A 16659-nucleotide genomic window follows, 5' to 3' on the forward strand; every position below is an offset into this window, starting at 1 on the left:
CGTCAGCCGCAGGTCGGGCAGTCGGGCCTGGGTGATTCGGGGCCGAGCGCGAAGCTGTCCTGCAGCGTGACGAGGTTGAACCCGAACTCGCAATTGGTCCGCAACCGGGGCACGCCGGTGAGGAGGCTCAGCGTGGCGTGCGCGGCCAGCTGACCCGCGATCCCGGCCGACACGGCGTTGGCCGCGTGAACCCGCGGTTTCCCCGCCGCGGCCGGGAAGGTCCGTGGGGGCAGCCCGACCTGGCGTTCGCGCTCGGCGACGCGGGCGCAGTCGTAACACGGACCGGCACCCGGCGCGTACAGCCCGCAGCCGACCTGGGGTCCGTGGTAGCCGCCGTGCACCCACGCCGTCCCGGTCGCCTGGCACACCTGGTTGGTCCAGGCCCGGATCTCCGGCGGCTCGTCCGCGGCCAGCAGCACCACGTCGTAACCGATCGCCAAGGTCCGCAGCACCGCCGGGCCGTCGACGAGCAGCCGTGCGCCGGTGACCCGGACCTCCGAGTTGTGCGCGCGCAGCCGCTCGACGGCGGCCGTGACCTTGGGCCGGCCGAGGTCTCGTTCGGTGAACAGGATCTGCCGGTTGAGGTTGGACAGCTCGACCACGTCGGGTTCGACGCAGTGGACGTGGCCGACCCCGGACACGACCAGGGTCTGCGCGGCGGTGCAGCCGACGCCGCCGATCCCGATCACGACGACCCGCGCCCCGCGCAGCAGCAGTTGCGTGTCCCAGCTCGTGCGGCGCGGCGTGCGGTCCATCCAGCGGAAGAGCGCCCGGCTCCGGCGGTAGCGTTCCCGCTCGGCGGCGCCGAGCCCGGCGGGGTCCGGCTCGCCGGCGTCTTCGACGTACCCGGCCCGGATCAGGTCGTCGATCGCCGCCCGGGCGTCGGCACCCGGTCGCTGCGGGTGAAGGCGGGCCAGGTCGGCGACGACCTGGTCCGTGGTCCTCGAACCGTCGAGCAGCTCCAGCAGCGCCCACACCCATCCGCCGGGATCGTCGATGTCGGCGGCGATTCCCCGCACGACGCCCCCGATCCGGACCCGATCGCCGCCGTGGCGGACCGGGAGGTGCTCGGGCTTGATCCTGGGTCGCCGCATGGCTGCTCCTCCTCGTCGCTAGCTCTGCTGGGTGGGGTTGCTGAAAGTGGGTTCACGGTCGGCTTCAGTGAATTCGATCACGGCGTCGCACCTCCTTTCCGATCTGCGCACGGAGAACCGTGAGCCTCGCCGGAATACCGCGGTGCCAGGGTTCGGGCTGACAGGTGGGTGCCGACATCCGTGCTCCGCTCGGTCGGTGCTCGACGGGACACCTGAAGCATGGAACCCGCTGCTGTCAACGACATGTCGGCGGCGCGGTCGAACCCGCAACACGGCGATGTCGAACGTGACAAATCAATGTCAGCACTGGTCAGAGCGGTGGCGCGAGCGCGCGGGCGAATGCCAGACTCGGAATCGGCGAGGAGGATCAGCGATCCCAGGAGGGGGGAAAGCTGGCGGATGGAGATCGCATTCGGAATTCTCGGGCAGACAACCATGCGAATGCACGGCCAGTTGACCACCTGCTGGGGTTCGCCCAAGCTGCGCCAGGTGCTGGCCGCGCTGCTCACCAATCCCCGGGCGCGCATGGGGATGGCCACCCTGGCGGACTGGGTCTGGTCGGTCGACGAGCCGGAGCCGAACGATCCGGTTTCCACTTTTCGCACCTATTCGGGGCGCATCGGCAAGGCGATGCGCGAAGCGGGCGTTCCCGCGGCACTCCGCACGATCGACGGCGCCCTGCACCTCGAAGTGGAACGGGCGGCCATCGACTATTTCGCCTTCGAAAAGCTCATCGAAACGGCCCGGTCGCACAGCAAGGAAAAGAATCACGAGGCAGCCTGCGAAGTGGCCACCAGGGCGCTGGCTCTGTGGCGAGGGCAGCCGCTCGCGGATCTGACCTCGCAGCCCGCGCGGGCTTGGCGCCATTCGGCGGTGCACCACGCCTGGCTACCGGCGAACCAGCTGCTGCTGGGCGAGCAGATCGCGCTCGGGCGCTTCGATGCCGCGCTGCAGAAGCTCGACCAGCTCCAGCGCGAACACCGGACCGACCTCGGGCTGGCCCGGCGGCGCCTGCACGTCCTGCGCGAGCTCGGCCGGACCGAGGACATGGGCGCCTACCACGTTTCCGTCCGCAGGCTGCTCGTCGCCGACGACGATCACGCCGCGGCCGCCGACCTCCTCGAGTACTACAACTCGTTGCTCACGGCCAGAACTTCCGCGTCGGCGCAACGCGGAGCGCGCAGCGCGGCCGAACGGCTGGCCTCGCTCCCCCGCCCCCGTCCGCCGTCGGAACCGGCCCCCACCTTGTTGCCGGCCTTGGCACCCCGGGGACGGACGACGCTGCCGCCGGCCGCGGCCGGGTTCGTCGGACACCACGACCTGCAGACGACGCTCGACGGCTTGGCCCGCGCCGACGGGCGGTTCCGTCCCGGCGTGATCGTGCTGGACGGTTTGGCGGGTATCGGGAAGACCGCGCTGGCGGTGCACTGGGCGCACCGGCAGTACGGCCGGCTCGTCGACACCGCGTTGTACCTGGATCTGCACGGCTTCGACGGCGGACGTCCCGTCAAGGCCCAGGATGTGGTCGACGAGCTCCTCGACGCCTTCGACGTCCCCATCGCCCGCCTGCCGACCGGCGCCCGGCGGGAGGCGAAGTTGCGCGAACTCCTTGCGCAGCAACGCACCTTGGTCGTGCTCGACAACGCGGCGAACTCGGGGCACGTGCTGCCGTTGCTGTTCACGCTCTCGCCGAGCCTGCTGCTCGTCACGAGCCGTCAGGGTCTCACGGCGCTGACGATCCGCCACGGGGCCCGGCGCTGTTCGGTCACCCCGCTCAACGAGCCGCACGCCGTCGAGGTCCTGACCAACCGCGTCGCCCCGAGAGGCGCCGTCGAACAGGAACCGCTCGCGCGGATCTCCGCGTTGTGCGGCGGCGTTCCGCTGGCCCTGCAACTGGTGGCCCACCACATCGAAAGCCGCCGCGGAGCCGCGCTGGCCGAGTTCGCCGACGAACTCCGCGACCAGAGCAGCCTGCTGGACATCGGGGACGACGGAGACGATCCGCCGGCGAACATGCGGGCCGCGCTTCTGGTGACCTACCACGCACTTCCCCGGGAAGCCCGCGACCTGCTCCGGTCGATCGGGCTTTCCCCGGTGCCGGAGCTGACGTTGCCCGCCGCCGCGGCGTTGACCGGCTTGCCGGCGAAAGAGGTCCGGCACGCGCTCGACGTGCTCGTCAGCACGCACTTCCTCACCCACACGGGCACCTCTGGCCACTACCGGGTCCATGACCTGCTGCGGGCTTTCGCCCGCGAACTCGCCGAGTCGGAGGAGAAAACCGAAGCCCGGGAAGACGCCGAGCGCCGGTTGTTGTCGTTCTATTTGCACGCGGGCTACCACGCCGACCGCTTGCTGTTCCCGTTCCGTCCGCCGGTTCCGATGCTGCCGGCCATGACCGACGTGCCGTCGGTCGAATTCACGTCCGAGAGCGCCGCGGCCACCTGGCTGCTGAGCGAGAAGAACAATTTCGACAGGCTCATCCCCTGGGCCGCACAACGGAATCACCATGAATACGCCTGGCGACTCGCCCACCCCCTGTACGGAATTTACCGCAGGTATGGTTTCTATGGTGAATTGCGGGACGCCTACCGCGTTTCGGTGGATTCGACCCAAGCCGTGGGCAACCTCGAAGCAGAGGGTGCCACCCGAAGCGACCTCGGCTTGATCTGCCTTGCGCTGGGCGATCGGGATACCGCGTTGCGGGAACTCCACCTCGCCGCCGCCATCGCGCAGCAGACACGCGGTGCGGTGTGGATCGCCACCTCCCTCTTGCACCTGGGGACCTTCGAGGCTCACATCGGCAACCCGGACGACGCCGAAGCCATGTACCGACGCGCGCTGGGCAAGCTCCGCACAACCCGTGATCCCGGGACCGAATCGGCCGTTCTCCACCGGCTCGCGGAAACCCTGCGCGAGCGTGGCCGGCACGACGAGGCCCTCTCCCTGTACCTCCAGGCCCTGGACCTGAAGCAGGGCATCGGCAACCGGCACGGCGAAGCCGAGATACTGACCGACCTGGCCGCCACGTTGTGCGGACAGGGAAACTACGCCGCAGCTCAGCGGTACGGCCTTCGCTCGCTGGAGATCATCCAGCAGATCAACGACATCGAAGCAAGTCCGCGCGCCTGCCAGGTCATGGCCGAGATCAACCACCGGCAGGCGCGGCACACCGCGGCGATCGGCTACGCGCGCCAAGCGGTGCGGCTGGCCACGCGCAACCACAACGCGATCGTGGAAGCCGAAGCACTCCACACCCTCGGCCACGCCTTGCGCGAAACCGGGCGCTTCGCCGCCGCCGAGGAAGGCTGGCTCGCCGCGGCGGCCATTTACGACGACCTGGGGAATCGCGAACGCCGACAGCACCTCCACGCGGATCTCGCCCTCCTTCGAGAGGGTCCCGCGACCACGTGAATTACTCTGCAGTAATGTGAAACTTACTCTGGAGTACTACTCGAATGGGGATAAGTCGACGTTCTCCAGTAGCGCACTCCTCACCCCTTAGTGTCAGTGATCCTGATAGAAGTGGTTCGCGAGGGAACCCGGAACACCCACGGTAGCCCGCCGAAGTCGCCGCCGAAGTGTTGACCTATGGTGTGAACAAGCTCCACGACTGTGGACTCTCGGCCCGATCGGGTGAAAACCCGCTTCGGGCCTATCGCACTACGAGTAAGGCATGCGCACCATGAACAAGAGGCTTTTCGCCGGGATCGCTCTGGCGTTTGCGCTGGTATTCACCGGATCGGTCGCGGTTGGCCAGCAATACTGGAACCCCGACGCCGCCGCAGTAAGCGCTGTCGCGTAATCCGCATTCACCAGCCGTGGCGGTGGGACAGTGACGAAGCACCGTTCTGTCCCGCCGCCGAACACCGGCCCCGGACCCACGCGCGCGCTGACGGCCTTGCGCGGCAGGCAGGTCACCGTATCCTCGAAGGGGACCGAGGCGGTGCCGGTGGGTCGTGGAGGGGTTGCTGTGCCTGAGCCAGTACTGGTGTCCATGGCCGCGGCTGCCGCGGCGAGGGCCGTGGTGGGGTTGTACACCCTGATCAAGGCCAAGTTCGCCGATGACCCCGACGCTTCGGCCGTCCTGATGGCCGCGGAAGGGGCAGCGGAGGGCTCACCGCAGGTGCGCGACCTGGCCGACGTGCTGGAAGCCAAGCAGGCGGCGGATCCGGCATTCGGTGACCGGCTGCGTGCCGAGTGGGCCGCGGCCGGGCAGCAGGCCGAAACCGGCGGCGTCACCAACCAGGTCTCAGGCTCGGTCGGCGGCAACGTCGTGCAAGCGCGCGACATCGGCGGCGACATCACCTTCTGACCCGGACCTTCTGACCCCGGGCGGTCACCCGACGGGCCCGTCCCAGACCGACTCGGCGTCCACGAACGACCTCAGCGGCGTGGTCAGCCCGGGGTCGCCGCGGCCGTTCAGGTCGTCGGAGGCGATGCGGCGGGCCACGCCGGCCAGGAAGTCCGCGATCTGGACCCGGGCGTCGGTGCGGGAGTCGACGAACCGCACGCCCGCCAGGCGGGGGCCGAGCGTTGCCTTGAGCTGCAGGACGCGTTCCGCCGTGAGGGCCAGCTGCTCGTCGTGGACCAGCTCGACCGGGGTGCCGGCGGCGCTCCAGTGGCGGACGGTGTGGATCACCGCGGGCACCAGCGGGTCGAGCACCGGAACCAGGCCCGGATCGCCGGCCAGCCGCTCGCGATAGGTCGTCACGCGCTCGCCGCCGTCGCGGAACAGAGCCACGATTTCACCCGCTTCGCCCGGGACCCCCGCGAGCTCGTCCACCAGGACGAAGAACTCCCGCGGCGACGTCGTCACGCCGCGCCGGGGCTTCAACCGCAGCACGCTGGTGAAGGCGGTCAGGAAGAACTGCCAGCGGGCGGCGCCGAACGCCGCCGGGCCCGTGCGGTGGAGGGTGCGGGCCAGCGCGTCCGTGCCCGGTCCGGCCAGCAGCGAGACGGCCGCGCGCACGGCGAAGAACGTCTTGTCGGTCAGGTGCACGTGCCCGCGGCCGGCGAGCGGGCCGTCCGGGGCGAGGAGCCATTCGAGCACCGGGCGGTGCTTGGCGCGCAGCAGGTGGTTGGCCTTGTACTCCTCGGCGGGCGAGCCGATGCGGGCGCGGATCTCCCGCACGCACGCCGTCGCCTCGGGCCAGGACATCCGGACGCCGGCGTGGGCGAAGACGTCCGTCTCGCCGCCGAGCAGGTTCTCGCCCTCCGAGCCCGACTCGTCGCAGGCGATCTCAACCGGGCGCACCCGCCCGATCGTGCCAGAGGGAGCCGCCCGCGGGCGATCGGTTTACCGGCCCCCGGCGTCACGGTTGGGCCACGGCGGCTAACGACCATGGCGGATCCGGTGACTGGTGAAGAGCAGGAGTTCCGGGAGGCGCCGATGGCCACGAACGAACGACCGGCCCGGCTCGCCTTGACGGCAGCCGTGGTCGTGCTCCTGCTGGGCGCCACCGGTGTCCTGGTGCGGCAGCAGTTCTCCGGCACGGCGAGTGCGGATCCGGGCACCGCCGGGGTCGAGGTCCTCGCGCAGGCCGGCACCCGGGTTTCGATGCGTCCGGCGCCGGAGCCGGACGTCGCGGCACCGATGACCCGCCGGTTCGGCGGCGGTGCCGAACTGAGCTTCGACGGCGGTCCGTCACCGCGGGTGCGGATCCTGGTGCCCGCCGCGCCGCCGCCGGGGTTCGCGCCCGTCGTGATCACCGGGAACGGGGCCCGGCTCGTGCCCGCGACCTACGACGGCGCCACGCGGAGCATCGTCGCGGAGCTCGCGCACCCCGGTGGCTTCTGGGGCGGGCTGCTCGACCTCGCCGCACTGGGCCGCGACGCCGAGCCGGCGCCACGGCCGGACTGCGCCGGGCGCACCGCGAGTTCCGCCGGGGTGACCGTCGACGTCGGCAAGCCGGCTCCGCAGGCGCCGGTCTGGGTCTGCGTGACGGCCGGGAACGGCCGCGCGACCGTCACGCTGACCTCGAACTCGAGCGTCCCCTACCGGATCGTCCCGCCACCGGGGTGGCCGGCGCCGGGCACCCGGACCGCGGCGGCGGGCACGCCCGCCGTGCCTCTGCTCGGCCACCCGCGTCAGCGCGATCTGCTCTGGCCGGGTGCCGGCGTGGCCTACGACGTCCCCTTCGGCCTGCTGCCGGCGAGCATCCACGGCCAGGCCGAGCCCGGGCCTGCCCTCGGCACGACGCTCGCCACGGCGGCCCACCGCGCGGCCGTGCTGTTCGGCCTGGCCGGTGACCCCGGGCCGGCGGCCGGGGTGCTGACCTGCGCCGCGGACGCCGGGGCCGCCCGATACCCGCCGGGCCGGCCCTTCGCCGACGTCGCGGCCGACGTGTGGGCGGCGCTCGAACCGTGCCACCCGGACGGCGGCGTGGTCGTGCGCCGGCTCGTCGCCGCCGGGATCGGGCCGGTGACGAGCAGCATCGCCGGCGCGAGCCCCGCGTTCGAGATCCCGGTGACCACGAGCCGCGCGCAACGGTTCACCCAAACCGTCGAGTACCGTCCACGGGCCGCGACGGCGCGGGCGAGCGGCACCTGCGCGACGGTGTCCGCGGTGTCCGGCCGCCTCGACGCCTACCGCTGCACGACCGGCGGCACCACGTACGACCCGTGCTTCGCCGGACCGGGACCGCAGTCGCAGGTCTGGTGCCCGACCTCGGCGACCAAGGCCGTCCAGCTCACCTACACCGGCGCGCTGCCGTCGCCGCCCCGGCCCGGCGGGACGGCCGACCCCTTCCTGCTCGTGCTGGAGAACGGCTTGCAGTGCACCGCCGTCGCCACCTCGGACGTGGGGTACGCCTGCTCGGACGGGCGGACCGTCCTGCACGGCCTCCCGGACACGTCGGGTCCGATGTGGACGATCGAAACCCTTGCCATCGCGAAGGCCTACGCGTGAGCCAGCGTGATCCTGCCGCCGGTGACCGTGACCGGCTTCTTCTCCAAGGGCTTCGCCGCCGGGCCGTTCGCCACCGAGCCGTCGGCGATCTTGAACCGGCTGCCGTGGCACGGGCAGTTGATGGTGCCGTCGGCGACGGCGTCGACCGTGCAGCCCTGGTGGGTGCAGATCGCCGAGAAGGCCGCGAAGGTCCCCGCCACCGGCTGGGTCACCACCACCTGCTTGTCCGCGAACACCTTGCCGCCGCCGACCGGCACGTCGGCGGCCGCGCCGAGTTCGGTGCCGGCGGGCGCCGGGGCGGCCGACGTCCCGCCCGCACTGCCGCCGTAGGTGCTGCAGCCGGCCGCCAGCCCGGCACCGAAGACCGCGAGAGCGGTCCGGCGCGCCAGCACCGGGTCCACGTCGTCGTTGCGCACGTTTCGTCCTCTCCGGACCGAACAGCTAGAAGGTCAAGCCCGATTGGGTGAAGAACCACAGCGACGCGCTCAGCCAGAGCCCGACCAGCGCGGTGAAGACCAGGCCCCCCACCAGCGGGAGCGACCAGCCGGGTGCGTCGTCCTTGCGCAGCAGGAGCATCTTCGCGACGAACACGCCGTAGAAGAAGCACCCGAGCAGGGAATGCAGGAGGACGCGCAGGTCGAACGCCTGGAACCCGAGCGCGTAGAGGCAGTGCATCGCGACCGGGATCGACACGAGGAAGGCCAGCCGTCCCGACCACCGGTGCACCGGCGCGACCCACGCGGGCGCGCTGCCGCCGAACTTGCCGTACATCGCCAGCGCCGAGCCGAGCTGGACGAGCGCGAGCAGGACGACGACCGTGGCGAGCCACGCTTTCACCGCCATCGGACCGGAGAAGCCCGCGACGTTCACCGCGACCCCGGTCGGCGTGTGCAGGCCGCCGTAGACCCCGAGCGCCACCGAGACGACGGCGCCGGCGGCCAGCGGCACGACGAGCGCGACCGCCGCGCGGTTGCCCGCTGCCGGGGCGGCCATCAGAAGTCACCGTTCCCGGCCAGGCCGCTGATCGCCTCGGCGGTCACCGGGGCGCCGTCGACGGTCGCGGTGGCCGCGGCCGGGTCGAGCGGCGGGGCGGCCGCCGGGCCCTCGTCCGTCGTGAGGATGCCGACCTGGCTGCCGTCGGGCTGCACGATCCAGCCGACCTTGGCCGCCTTGCCCTTCACCTTCGGCGTCGCCCGGTAGAGGCCCGCGGGCTTCTTCGCCGTCGGCACGCTGAACTGGTACGTCCGGCCCGCCGCCGTCACGGTCCCGGTGACCGAAGTGGCGTCGAAACTGCCCGTCAGGCTCGCGTCCGGCGCGCCCTTGAGGTCCAGCTTGCCGCCGACGGTCACGCCCTGGAGCCAGGCTTCGAGCTTCTTGCCGTCGCAGACGTAGGCGATGGCGTGGCCGTCGCGCGCCGACACCGCGATCGACGCACCACCGCCGGTCACCTTCCCGGCGTAGTCCGCCCGTGCGGGCACATCGGGTTTCGGCGGCTCCGCCGTGGCCGCGGTCGTCGTGGGCGGCGCGGTCGTCGTGGTGGCCGGGGCACCCACCGCGCTCGCGGCCCCGGCGACCGTCGGCACGCCGGCCCCGGTCGCCAGATCGGCGACGCCGATCCCGCCGGCGAGCAGTACCCCGGCGAGCAACGTGAACAACGGCCCCGGATGTTTCATGGTCTGCCCCGCTTCTCCCGGTCCACCACCGTGTCCGCAACACGGACCTCGGGCCGAAACGGCTCAACGCTACGCGTGGAAAAGAGGTATTGCTTAGCCCGTGCAACCGGTGGATCGTGGTTGACTGGCCGCATGCTCCCCTGGGACGGCGAACTCGCCGGACGGCTCGACCGGCACACCGTGACTTCCACCCTGCTGCGCGGCAATCCGCTCGGTGACCCACACGAACGCCCGCTGTGGGTGTACGTCCCGCCCGGCTACGACAATGGCGACGAGCGGTACCCGGCGGTGTACGTCATCCAGGGCTACACCGGGCACCTGTCGATGTGGGCCAACCGGACGCCGTTCCGGCAGCCGTTCGTGGAGACGGCCGACGCGGTCTTCGCCGGTGGCGCGCCGGGCTGCGTCGTGGTGTACGTCGACGCGTGGACCTCTTACGGCGGCTCGCAGTTCGTCGATTCGCCGGGTACCGGCCGCTACCACTCGTACCTGTGCGACGAGATCGTGCCGTGGGTCGACGAGCACTACCGGACCCTCCCCGGCCCCGAATCCCGCGCGATCGCGGGCAAGTCATCGGGCGGGTTCGGGGCGATGATCACGCCGATGCTGCGGCCGGAGGTGTTCGGCGCACTGGCGACGCACGCGGGCGACTCGCTGTACGAGCTGTCCTACGTCCCCGAATTCGGCAAGGCGGTCCGCGCGCTGCGCGGGTACGGCCAGGACATCCAGGCGTGGTGGGCGGACTTCCGGAGCCGCCCGGCGTTCACCAAGCCCGAAGACGACGCGCTGCTGACGACGCTCGGCGTCGCGGCCTGCTTCTCGGCCCGGGAGGACGGGACGCCGGAGCTGCCGTTCGACCCGCGGACCGGCGCGCTGCGGCCGGAGCAGTGGCAGCGCTGGCTGGACTGGGACCCGGTGCGGATGGTGGCGCGCCACGCGGAGGCCGTCCGTTCCCTGCGCGCGGTGTGGATCGACGCCGGCACGAGCGACGAGTACTTCCTGGACGTCGGCGCGGAGGCGTTCCGGGCGGAGCTGGCCGGAGTGGGCCTGCCGGACGACCGCGTCCACTTCGAGCTGTTCGACGCCGGCCACGGCGGGATCGACTACCGGTACCCGCTTTCGCTGGCCTGGCTGGCGGAGCGGCTGGCCCGCTGATGGTGACCGAGACCGAGCAGGCGCTGCCCGGCGGACGCACCCTGCACGTCTACGACACCGGCGGCCCCGCGCGGCTGACCGTCTTCTGGCACCACGGCACCCCCAACACCGGGGCGCCGCCCGGGCCGCTGCTGCCGCTCGCCGCGGAGCTCGGGGTCCGGTTCGTGTCCTACGACCGGCCCGGCTACCGCACCTCCACTCCGGTGCCGGGGCGGACGGTCGGGAACGCCGCCGAGTGCGTCGAAGCCGTGGCCGACGCGCTCGGGATCGGCGAGTTCGCCCTCATGGGGCACTCCGGGGGCAGCTCCCACGCCCTCGCCTGCGCCGCCCTGCTGCCGGACCGGGTGCTCGCCGTGGCGAGCCTGGCCGCCGTGGCTCCGGTCGGCGCCGCCGGGCTCGACTGGTTCGGGGGCATGGCCGCCGCGAGCGCGGCGTCGCTGCACGCCGCCGCCGAAGGCCGGGCCGCCAAGGAAAAGTACGAAGCTTCCGCCGAGTTCGATCCGGCGGTCTTCACCGACGCGGACCTGGCCGTGCTCCGCGGGTCGTGGTCGTGGCTGGACGGGCCCGTCCGCGCGGCGCTCGCGGACGGGCCCGGCGGGCTGATCGACGACGATCTCGCCTACGTCACGCCGTGGGGCTGCGATCCCGCGCGGATCACCGCGCCCGTCCTCCTCCTGCACGGTGCGCAGGACCGGATGATCCCCGCCGCGCACAGCGCGTGGCTCGCCGGGCGGTGCCCGCACTCCGAGTACCGGCCCGTGCCCGGCGAAGGCCATCTGTCCGTGCTGCGCCACGCCGCCGATGCGCTCACCTGGCTCGCCGATCAGGGCAGCAGGACCACCGAAACGACCACCGGCGCCAGGTAGAGCATCGGGAACACCAGGTGCGCGTACGACCGCGCCCGGGCCACGGTGACGAGCGCGCCGCCGAAGTACAGCACCAGGCCGATCGCCGCGGCGATGCCGATCGGCGGCCAGAACAGCCCGGCGAGCAGGCCCACGGCGCCGGCCGCCTTGGCCGTGCCGAGCCAGTTCCACCACGACCGGGGCACGCCGTACTCGGTGATCGGCTCGACGACCCACTTCGCGCGGGCGAACATCGAGACGGCCGAGAAGCCGACCCAAACCGCGGCGGCGATGGTGACGATCAGGTGAGCGGCGGTCATCGGAACTCCTCGGGTTCGCGGTCCCCGGGTTCGGGGTCCGTCACCCCCTCGACTCCGCGGTCCGGGCCGATGTGACAGCCCGGCACGTGACGGCGGTCACTCGCCGAAGTGGGCCACGACCATCGGCTCACCGGTGCAGTCTGCCGCGGCTTGTCGTGAGTGGTAAAGCGGGCGAACTGTCTGTTGGCAACCTACGTTCGCGGCGGTGCAGGGATGGCCAACTCACCGCCCGCGGCGGCCAACTCGCGCACCGGAACGGCCAACTCGCCGGCGGTGTAGGTGAGTTGGCCGTTCCGGTGGGTGAGTTGGCCGTTCTGGATGGTGAGTTGGCCGGGGCTCGGGAGATCGGCGCAGACGCCCGGTAGGTAGCCACTTGACAGCTGGCTCTCACCCTCCTTACCACTCGCGAGCGGCGACCAGGCACGGCGCGGCACCGTCCATCGGGGAGCGTCAGCGGGCCGGCAGCAGCGGCAGGAGTTCCTGGTGGCGGCCGGCGCGCCGCAGCACGGGCGAGCCCGGCCCGGCCGGCTCCCGGGCACCGTCCCGCAGCGCGGTCAGGAAGCGCACGACTTCGGGCGGCGACGGCAGGACGTCCGCGCCGCCGAGGTAGGACAGCACGATCATCTCCTCCCCGCACGCCGCCTCGACCGCGACCGCCCAGCCGTGCACCTCGTCCCAGAGCAGCGCCACGTCGCGCTCGGGGAACCGGCGCAGCCGCCAGTCCACCGCCAGGTACGCCGACACCGGGACGTCGACGTCCACGGTGCAGGATTCCAGGCCGAAGCCGAGTGCACGCGCCACCTCGCCCAGATACGCGCGCAACCCACGCTGGAACCAGAATTCGAGATCGGTGTCGATCAGGCCGGACACCCGTTTCCTTTCGCCATGTTCGACAAGACCGGCAACGGCCGCCACGTCATTGTCGTTCGCCACCGCGACGGCTGTCGCGGTTCGTGCGTAGACCGTACCCACTTCGCGGACTTCGGCCCACCGCCGGACATCCGTACTTGCGGTTCGTGCAGCGACACGCCCGTCTGCACGTGCAGAGCTCCACTGTGGACGATCAAATCCGCAGGTGAAGACGTTTTCCGCAATTCCGGAAAAACCTCGCGGGCGCACCCGGCGGAATGGTGGCCGCCGAAAGTTCAGCCGAACGCAGGAATCGGAACTCGGGTGCGTTCCAGATCGGCGAACAGATCTCCGAGGTCCTCGACGCGCGCCAGGACTTCGCCCGCGGTGAACCTCAGGTGCGTGACGTGCCGGCAGGCGCGGACCTCGTCCCAGGTGACCGGCGTCGAGACGGTCGGCTCGTCGCGCCCGCGCAGCGAGTACGGCGCCACCGTGGTCTTGAAGGGGTTGTTCTGGCTCCAGTCGATGAAGACCTTGCCCGGGCGCAGGTTCTTCGTCATCCGGGCCACGACCAGGTCCGGCGTCTCCGCGGCGAGCCGCTCGGCCAGCGCTCTCGCGTACCGCGACGGCTCAGCGCCGTCCGTCGTCACCACGCCCGCGTACAGCTGCATGCCCTTGGAGCCGCTGGTCTTCGCCACCGGGGTGAAGCCGTCCTCGACGAGGACGTCGTAGAGCCGTTCGGCGACCCGGCAGCAGTCGACGACCGTCGTGCCGGGACCCGGGTCGAGGTCGAACACCAGCCGGTCCGGGGTGCCGCGCTCGTCGCCCGCCTCGACGGTCCACTGGTGGACGTGCAGTTCCAGGGCGGCGAGGTTGGCCGCCCACACGAGCTCGGGCAGGTCGTTGATCAGCGGGTACGCGACGATCTCGGGATCCTTGCCCCGGCCGCCGACGGTCAGGCGCGCGGTGCGGACCCAGTCCGGGGCGTGCCGTGAGACGTCCTTCTCGAAGAACGAGTTGCCGGTGACGCCCTCGGGGAACCGCACGAACGTCATCGCCCGGTCGCGGACGTGCGGCAGCAGCACCGGCGCGATCCGCGTGTAGTAGTCGAGGACCTCGCCCTTGGTGAAACCGTGGCGCGGGTAGAGCACCTTCTCGAGGTTCGAGAGGATCAGCTGCCGCTCACCGACCTGCACCGTGATCCGGCTGCCCGCCACGGGTCCACATTACCGCGGCAGGACGGGCCCGGAGACCACCCGCTCGACGAACCGCTCCGCGACCTCGCGCAGCTTGATGTTCTCCCGCTGCGACTGCTCCACCAGCAGGGCGAAGGCGTCGTCGGCGTCGACCCGGCGGATCGCCATCAGCATGCCCTTGGCCTGGTCGATGACCGCGCGGGAGGTCAGTGCCGTCCGGAGGTGCTCGGCCGTTTCCCGGGCCCGCAGGTACCGGCCGTAGACGCGGAGGATCGCCTCCACCGCGGTCGTATAGAGCTCCAGCAGCTGCGCTTCGACCTCCTCGAAGCCGTCGTCCTGCCGCCCGTAGCAGTTGACCGCGCCGGAGAACTGCGCGTCGGCCACCAGGGGCGCGGCCAGAAAACTGCCGAAGCCCGCTTCCCGGGCTCCGTCGGCGAAGCTCGGCCAGCGCTCGATCGCACCGGCCACCGTGGTGCGGACGATCTTGCCGCCGCGGATCGAGTCCAGGCAGGGGCCGCGGCCGATCCGGTACTGCTCGCCGTCGAGTTCGTCCACCACGGCGCTGGTGGCCGTCGCCGTGTGCGGCACCTCCCCGGTCACCAGCGTCACCGACGCCTCGTCGACGCCGGGGACGGCGTGGCGTACCTGCAGGCACACGTGCCGGAGCAGGATCCGGAAGTCGTCCTCCTCGCGCAGGACCGCGGTGAGGGCTTCCAGCGCTCCGGTGACCTCGTCGAACAGGGGCGAAGCCGGGGCGAGGGGGTCCGGCCGTTCCATGTCTGCTCCTCCCGGTCGGACGCGAACTGCCCTCGGGTACCCCTTCCGCCGCCGATTCATGTCCGCGGGTGGGCCGATCGGTCACCGCGCGACGCCGCCGGCGGCCTCCCGTTCGCCGAGGAGCGCCCGCCGCAACGGTGCGCGCCAGGCAGCACGTTCGAGGTCGAAGGCGCCGAAGTCCGTGCCGAACTCCCAGTAGGCCCAGCTCATGCCGAGGCGCTCGGCCTCGGCCCGGACGAACGCCGTCCACCGCGCGCGGGACTCCATGTCCGCCGCGGAGAAGGCGCCGAACTCCCCGACGAACAAGGGAAGCCGCCGCTCCCGCCCCCAGGCCGCGACCGCGGCCAGATCGGCGCGTACGGCGTCCTCGTCGGCGGTGCCGCCCCAGGTGCGGCCGAGCCATCGCCCGGCCCCGGCCACCCAGCCGGCGCCTTGATGGGTGAACTCGAACGGGGCGTAGTAGTGGATCGTGGCGATCAGGTTGCCGTCGTCGGGCACGGCGAGCGCGGGGAGCGCGTCGAGGCCGTTCATCCCGGCCGGCCCGATGATCACGGTGCGCCCGGGGTCGGCCGCGCGCACGACGGCGAGGGCGTCCGCCAGCACGGCGTTCCACCGGGCCGCCGTGAGGTGACCGCGAGGTTCGTTGAGCAGTTCGAAACAGAGCCGTCCGGACCGGCCGGCGTAGCGGGCCGCGATCTGCCGCCAGAGGGCGAGGAAGCGGGGAAGCTGCTCGTCCGGCGCGGCACAGAGCTCGTGGTAGTGGTGGACGTTCACCACGACCTGCAGACCGCGGTCGAGCGCCGCGCCCACGCCCGCGTCGACGCGCCGGAAGAACGCCGGATCGATCGCGTACGGCGGCGCGGCCCCGGCGTGCGCCGACCACCGGACCGGCAGGCGGACGGTGTCGAAACCGGCTTCGGCCACCTCGTCGAAGTACCGCTCGCCGAGCGGCAGCTCCGGACCGTCACCCAGCGCGTCGAGTGCGTTGCCGAAGTTGATTCCCCGCCCAAGCCACCGGTTCACTGTGCCTCCCGGGCCAATCTAGCCGGGTCACGGATCCGCCGGGCGGGTTTACCGGTGACCCCGGATTGGTAATCACCGGCCATGTCGTCGGAACAGGTCCCGCCGGGTGAGCTGCCGCTGGACGGTGAGCTGGCCGTGGTCGCCGCCCGGATGTCCGGGCTGCTGCTGTCGCGCCGAACCGTGGACTCGGTGCTGGAGCTGATCGTTTCGCTCGCGAACACCACGATCACCGCGGCGGCGGGGGTGGGGGTCACCCTCGTCGACGCCGACGGCGGCTTCGTCACGACGAGCGCGTCGGGCCCGCTGGTGCGGGAGGCCGACACCCTGCAGTACGAGCTCGGCGAAGGCCCCTGCCTGGCCGCGCTCGCCGGGTGCTCGCCACAGCGGATCGACGACGTCGCCACCGAACGGCGCTGGACCCGGTGGTGCGCCGCGGTCGCCGGCTCGGGGTTGCGGTCGGTCGTCACCGCCCCGATGGTCACCGAAGACGGCTGCCACGGGGCCATCAAGATCTACGCGACGACGCCCGGCGCCTTCGGGCCCGTCGACGAGCGGGCGCTGGTGTCCTTCGCCGACCGCGCCGCGGTGATCGTCGCCCATGCCCGCGCCGGCGAACGCGCCGGCCGGTTCAGCGAGCAGTTCAAGGACACCCTCCGCGACCGGGACCTGATCGCCATGGCGAAGGGCTTCCTCATGGGCCGGGACGGCCTCGGCGAGGACGTCGCGTTCGACCGCCTGCTCGCGCTGGCCCGCGTACACGGCACCAGCCCGGCCGAAGCCGCCGCCCGCGTGGTCGGCCCGGCGCCACGGGAAGGGTGAG

The 16659-nt window shown here is 71.9% G+C and carries 17 protein-coding genes; 7 read left to right on the forward strand and 10 right to left on the reverse strand.

What is annotated here, in order from left to right:
- Positions 1-2: 2 nt before the first annotated feature.
- Positions 3-1094, reverse strand: coding sequence for a HesA/MoeB/ThiF family protein (locus tag ACLJQF_RS23305; RefSeq protein WP_410611571.1), 1092 nt, complete (start codon positions 1092-1094; stop codon positions 3-5).
- 441 nt (positions 1095-1535) lie between these two features.
- Between ACLJQF_RS23305 and ACLJQF_RS23310 the strand changes: the two genes are divergently transcribed.
- The 3 genes from ACLJQF_RS23310 to ACLJQF_RS23320 all read left to right on the forward strand — a co-directional run bounded on the left by ACLJQF_RS23310 (position 1536) and on the right by ACLJQF_RS23320 (position 5406).
- Positions 1536-4505 carry a tetratricopeptide repeat protein gene (locus ACLJQF_RS23310; RefSeq protein WP_410611572.1) on the forward strand — a complete coding sequence of 990 codons (2970 nt, stop codon included), beginning with the start codon at positions 1536-1538 and terminating at the stop codon, positions 4503-4505.
- 262 nt (positions 4506-4767) lie between these two features.
- Positions 4768-4896 carry a hypothetical protein gene (locus ACLJQF_RS23315; RefSeq protein WP_410611574.1) on the forward strand — a complete coding sequence of 43 codons (129 nt, stop codon included), beginning with the start codon at positions 4768-4770 and terminating at the stop codon, positions 4894-4896.
- A gap of 168 nt (positions 4897-5064) precedes the next feature.
- A complete protein-coding gene (locus ACLJQF_RS23320; protein WP_410611575.1) occupies positions 5065-5406 on the forward strand; it encodes a hypothetical protein in 342 nt (113 codons plus the stop codon).
- 24 nt (positions 5407-5430) lie between these two features.
- On the opposite strand, the gene ACLJQF_RS23325 is transcribed toward ACLJQF_RS23320, so the two are convergent.
- Positions 5431-6348, reverse strand: a complete 918-nt coding sequence (locus ACLJQF_RS23325; RefSeq protein WP_410611577.1) for a DUF3800 domain-containing protein — start codon at positions 6346-6348, stop codon at positions 5431-5433.
- Between the two features lie 135 nt (positions 6349-6483).
- On the opposite strand from ACLJQF_RS23325, the gene ACLJQF_RS23330 reads away from it, so the two are divergent.
- Positions 6484-8001 carry a hypothetical protein gene (locus ACLJQF_RS23330; RefSeq protein ID WP_410611579.1) on the forward strand — a complete coding sequence of 506 codons (1518 nt, stop codon included), beginning with the start codon at positions 6484-6486 and terminating at the stop codon, positions 7999-8001.
- Here ACLJQF_RS23330 and ACLJQF_RS23335 read toward each other — a convergent pair.
- From ACLJQF_RS23335 to ACLJQF_RS23345, 3 genes are read right to left on the reverse strand one after another with little or no spacing between them, the layout of a single operon-like run.
- Positions 7992-8417 (reverse strand): Rieske (2Fe-2S) protein, encoded by a 426-nt coding sequence (locus ACLJQF_RS23335; protein WP_410611580.1) that lies wholly within the window; start codon positions 8415-8417, stop codon positions 7992-7994. The two genes, ACLJQF_RS23330 and ACLJQF_RS23335, sit on opposite strands and share 10 nt — an antisense overlap.
- Before the next feature lie 25 nt (positions 8418-8442).
- Positions 8443-8994 carry a DUF6529 family protein gene (locus ACLJQF_RS23340; RefSeq protein WP_410611582.1) on the reverse strand — a complete coding sequence of 184 codons (552 nt, stop codon included), beginning with the start codon at positions 8992-8994 and terminating at the stop codon, positions 8443-8445.
- Positions 8994-9674, reverse strand: coding sequence for a hypothetical protein (locus ACLJQF_RS23345; protein ID WP_410611583.1), 681 nt, complete (start codon positions 9672-9674; stop codon positions 8994-8996). The genes ACLJQF_RS23340 and ACLJQF_RS23345 overlap by 1 nt, the downstream gene beginning before the upstream one ends.
- A 132-nt stretch (positions 9675-9806) precedes the next feature.
- Here ACLJQF_RS23345 and ACLJQF_RS23350 point away from each other — a divergent pair, with 132 nt between their 5' ends.
- Entirely contained in the window at positions 9807-10829 is a 1023-nt protein-coding gene (locus ACLJQF_RS23350) for an alpha/beta hydrolase (RefSeq protein WP_410611584.1), read from the forward strand.
- Positions 10829-11695 (forward strand): alpha/beta fold hydrolase, encoded by an 867-nt coding sequence (locus ACLJQF_RS23355; protein WP_410611585.1) that lies wholly within the window; start codon positions 10829-10831, stop codon positions 11693-11695. Before ACLJQF_RS23350 ends, ACLJQF_RS23355 begins: the two co-directional genes overlap by 1 nt.
- Here ACLJQF_RS23355 and ACLJQF_RS23360 read toward each other — a convergent pair.
- The 5 genes from ACLJQF_RS23360 to ACLJQF_RS23380 form a co-directional block, all read right to left on the reverse strand.
- Positions 11653-11994, reverse strand: a complete 342-nt coding sequence (locus ACLJQF_RS23360) for a DoxX family protein (protein ID WP_410611586.1) — start codon at positions 11992-11994, stop codon at positions 11653-11655. The two genes, ACLJQF_RS23355 and ACLJQF_RS23360, sit on opposite strands and share 43 nt — an antisense overlap.
- 450 nt (positions 11995-12444) lie before the next feature.
- Entirely contained in the window at positions 12445-12864 is a 420-nt protein-coding gene (locus tag ACLJQF_RS23365; RefSeq protein WP_410611587.1) for a DUF6292 family protein, read from the reverse strand.
- A 275-nt stretch (positions 12865-13139) separates the two neighbouring features.
- The gene (gene ligD / locus ACLJQF_RS23370) at positions 13140-14060 is read right to left on the reverse strand and encodes a non-homologous end-joining DNA ligase (protein WP_410611588.1); all 921 of its coding nucleotides are present in this window, start codon (positions 14058-14060) and stop codon (positions 13140-13142) included.
- Positions 14061-14069: 9 nt separating this feature from the next.
- A complete protein-coding gene (locus ACLJQF_RS23375; RefSeq protein WP_410611589.1) occupies positions 14070-14816 on the reverse strand; it encodes an ANTAR domain-containing protein in 747 nt (248 codons plus the stop codon).
- Positions 14817-14897: 81 nt separating this feature from the next.
- Positions 14898-15839 carry a glycoside hydrolase family 5 protein gene (locus tag ACLJQF_RS23380; protein ID WP_410611590.1) on the reverse strand — a complete coding sequence of 314 codons (942 nt, stop codon included), beginning with the start codon at positions 15837-15839 and terminating at the stop codon, positions 14898-14900.
- 81 nt (positions 15840-15920) lie between these two features.
- On the opposite strand from ACLJQF_RS23380, the gene ACLJQF_RS23385 reads away from it, so the two are divergent.
- Positions 15921-16658, forward strand: a complete 738-nt coding sequence (locus ACLJQF_RS23385) for a GAF and ANTAR domain-containing protein (RefSeq protein ID WP_410611591.1) — start codon at positions 15921-15923, stop codon at positions 16656-16658.
- Position 16659 lies beyond the last annotated feature (1 nt).

Source organism: Amycolatopsis sp. lyj-109 (assembly GCF_046548995.1).
Classification (GTDB): Bacteria; Actinomycetota; Actinomycetes; order Mycobacteriales; family Pseudonocardiaceae; genus Amycolatopsis.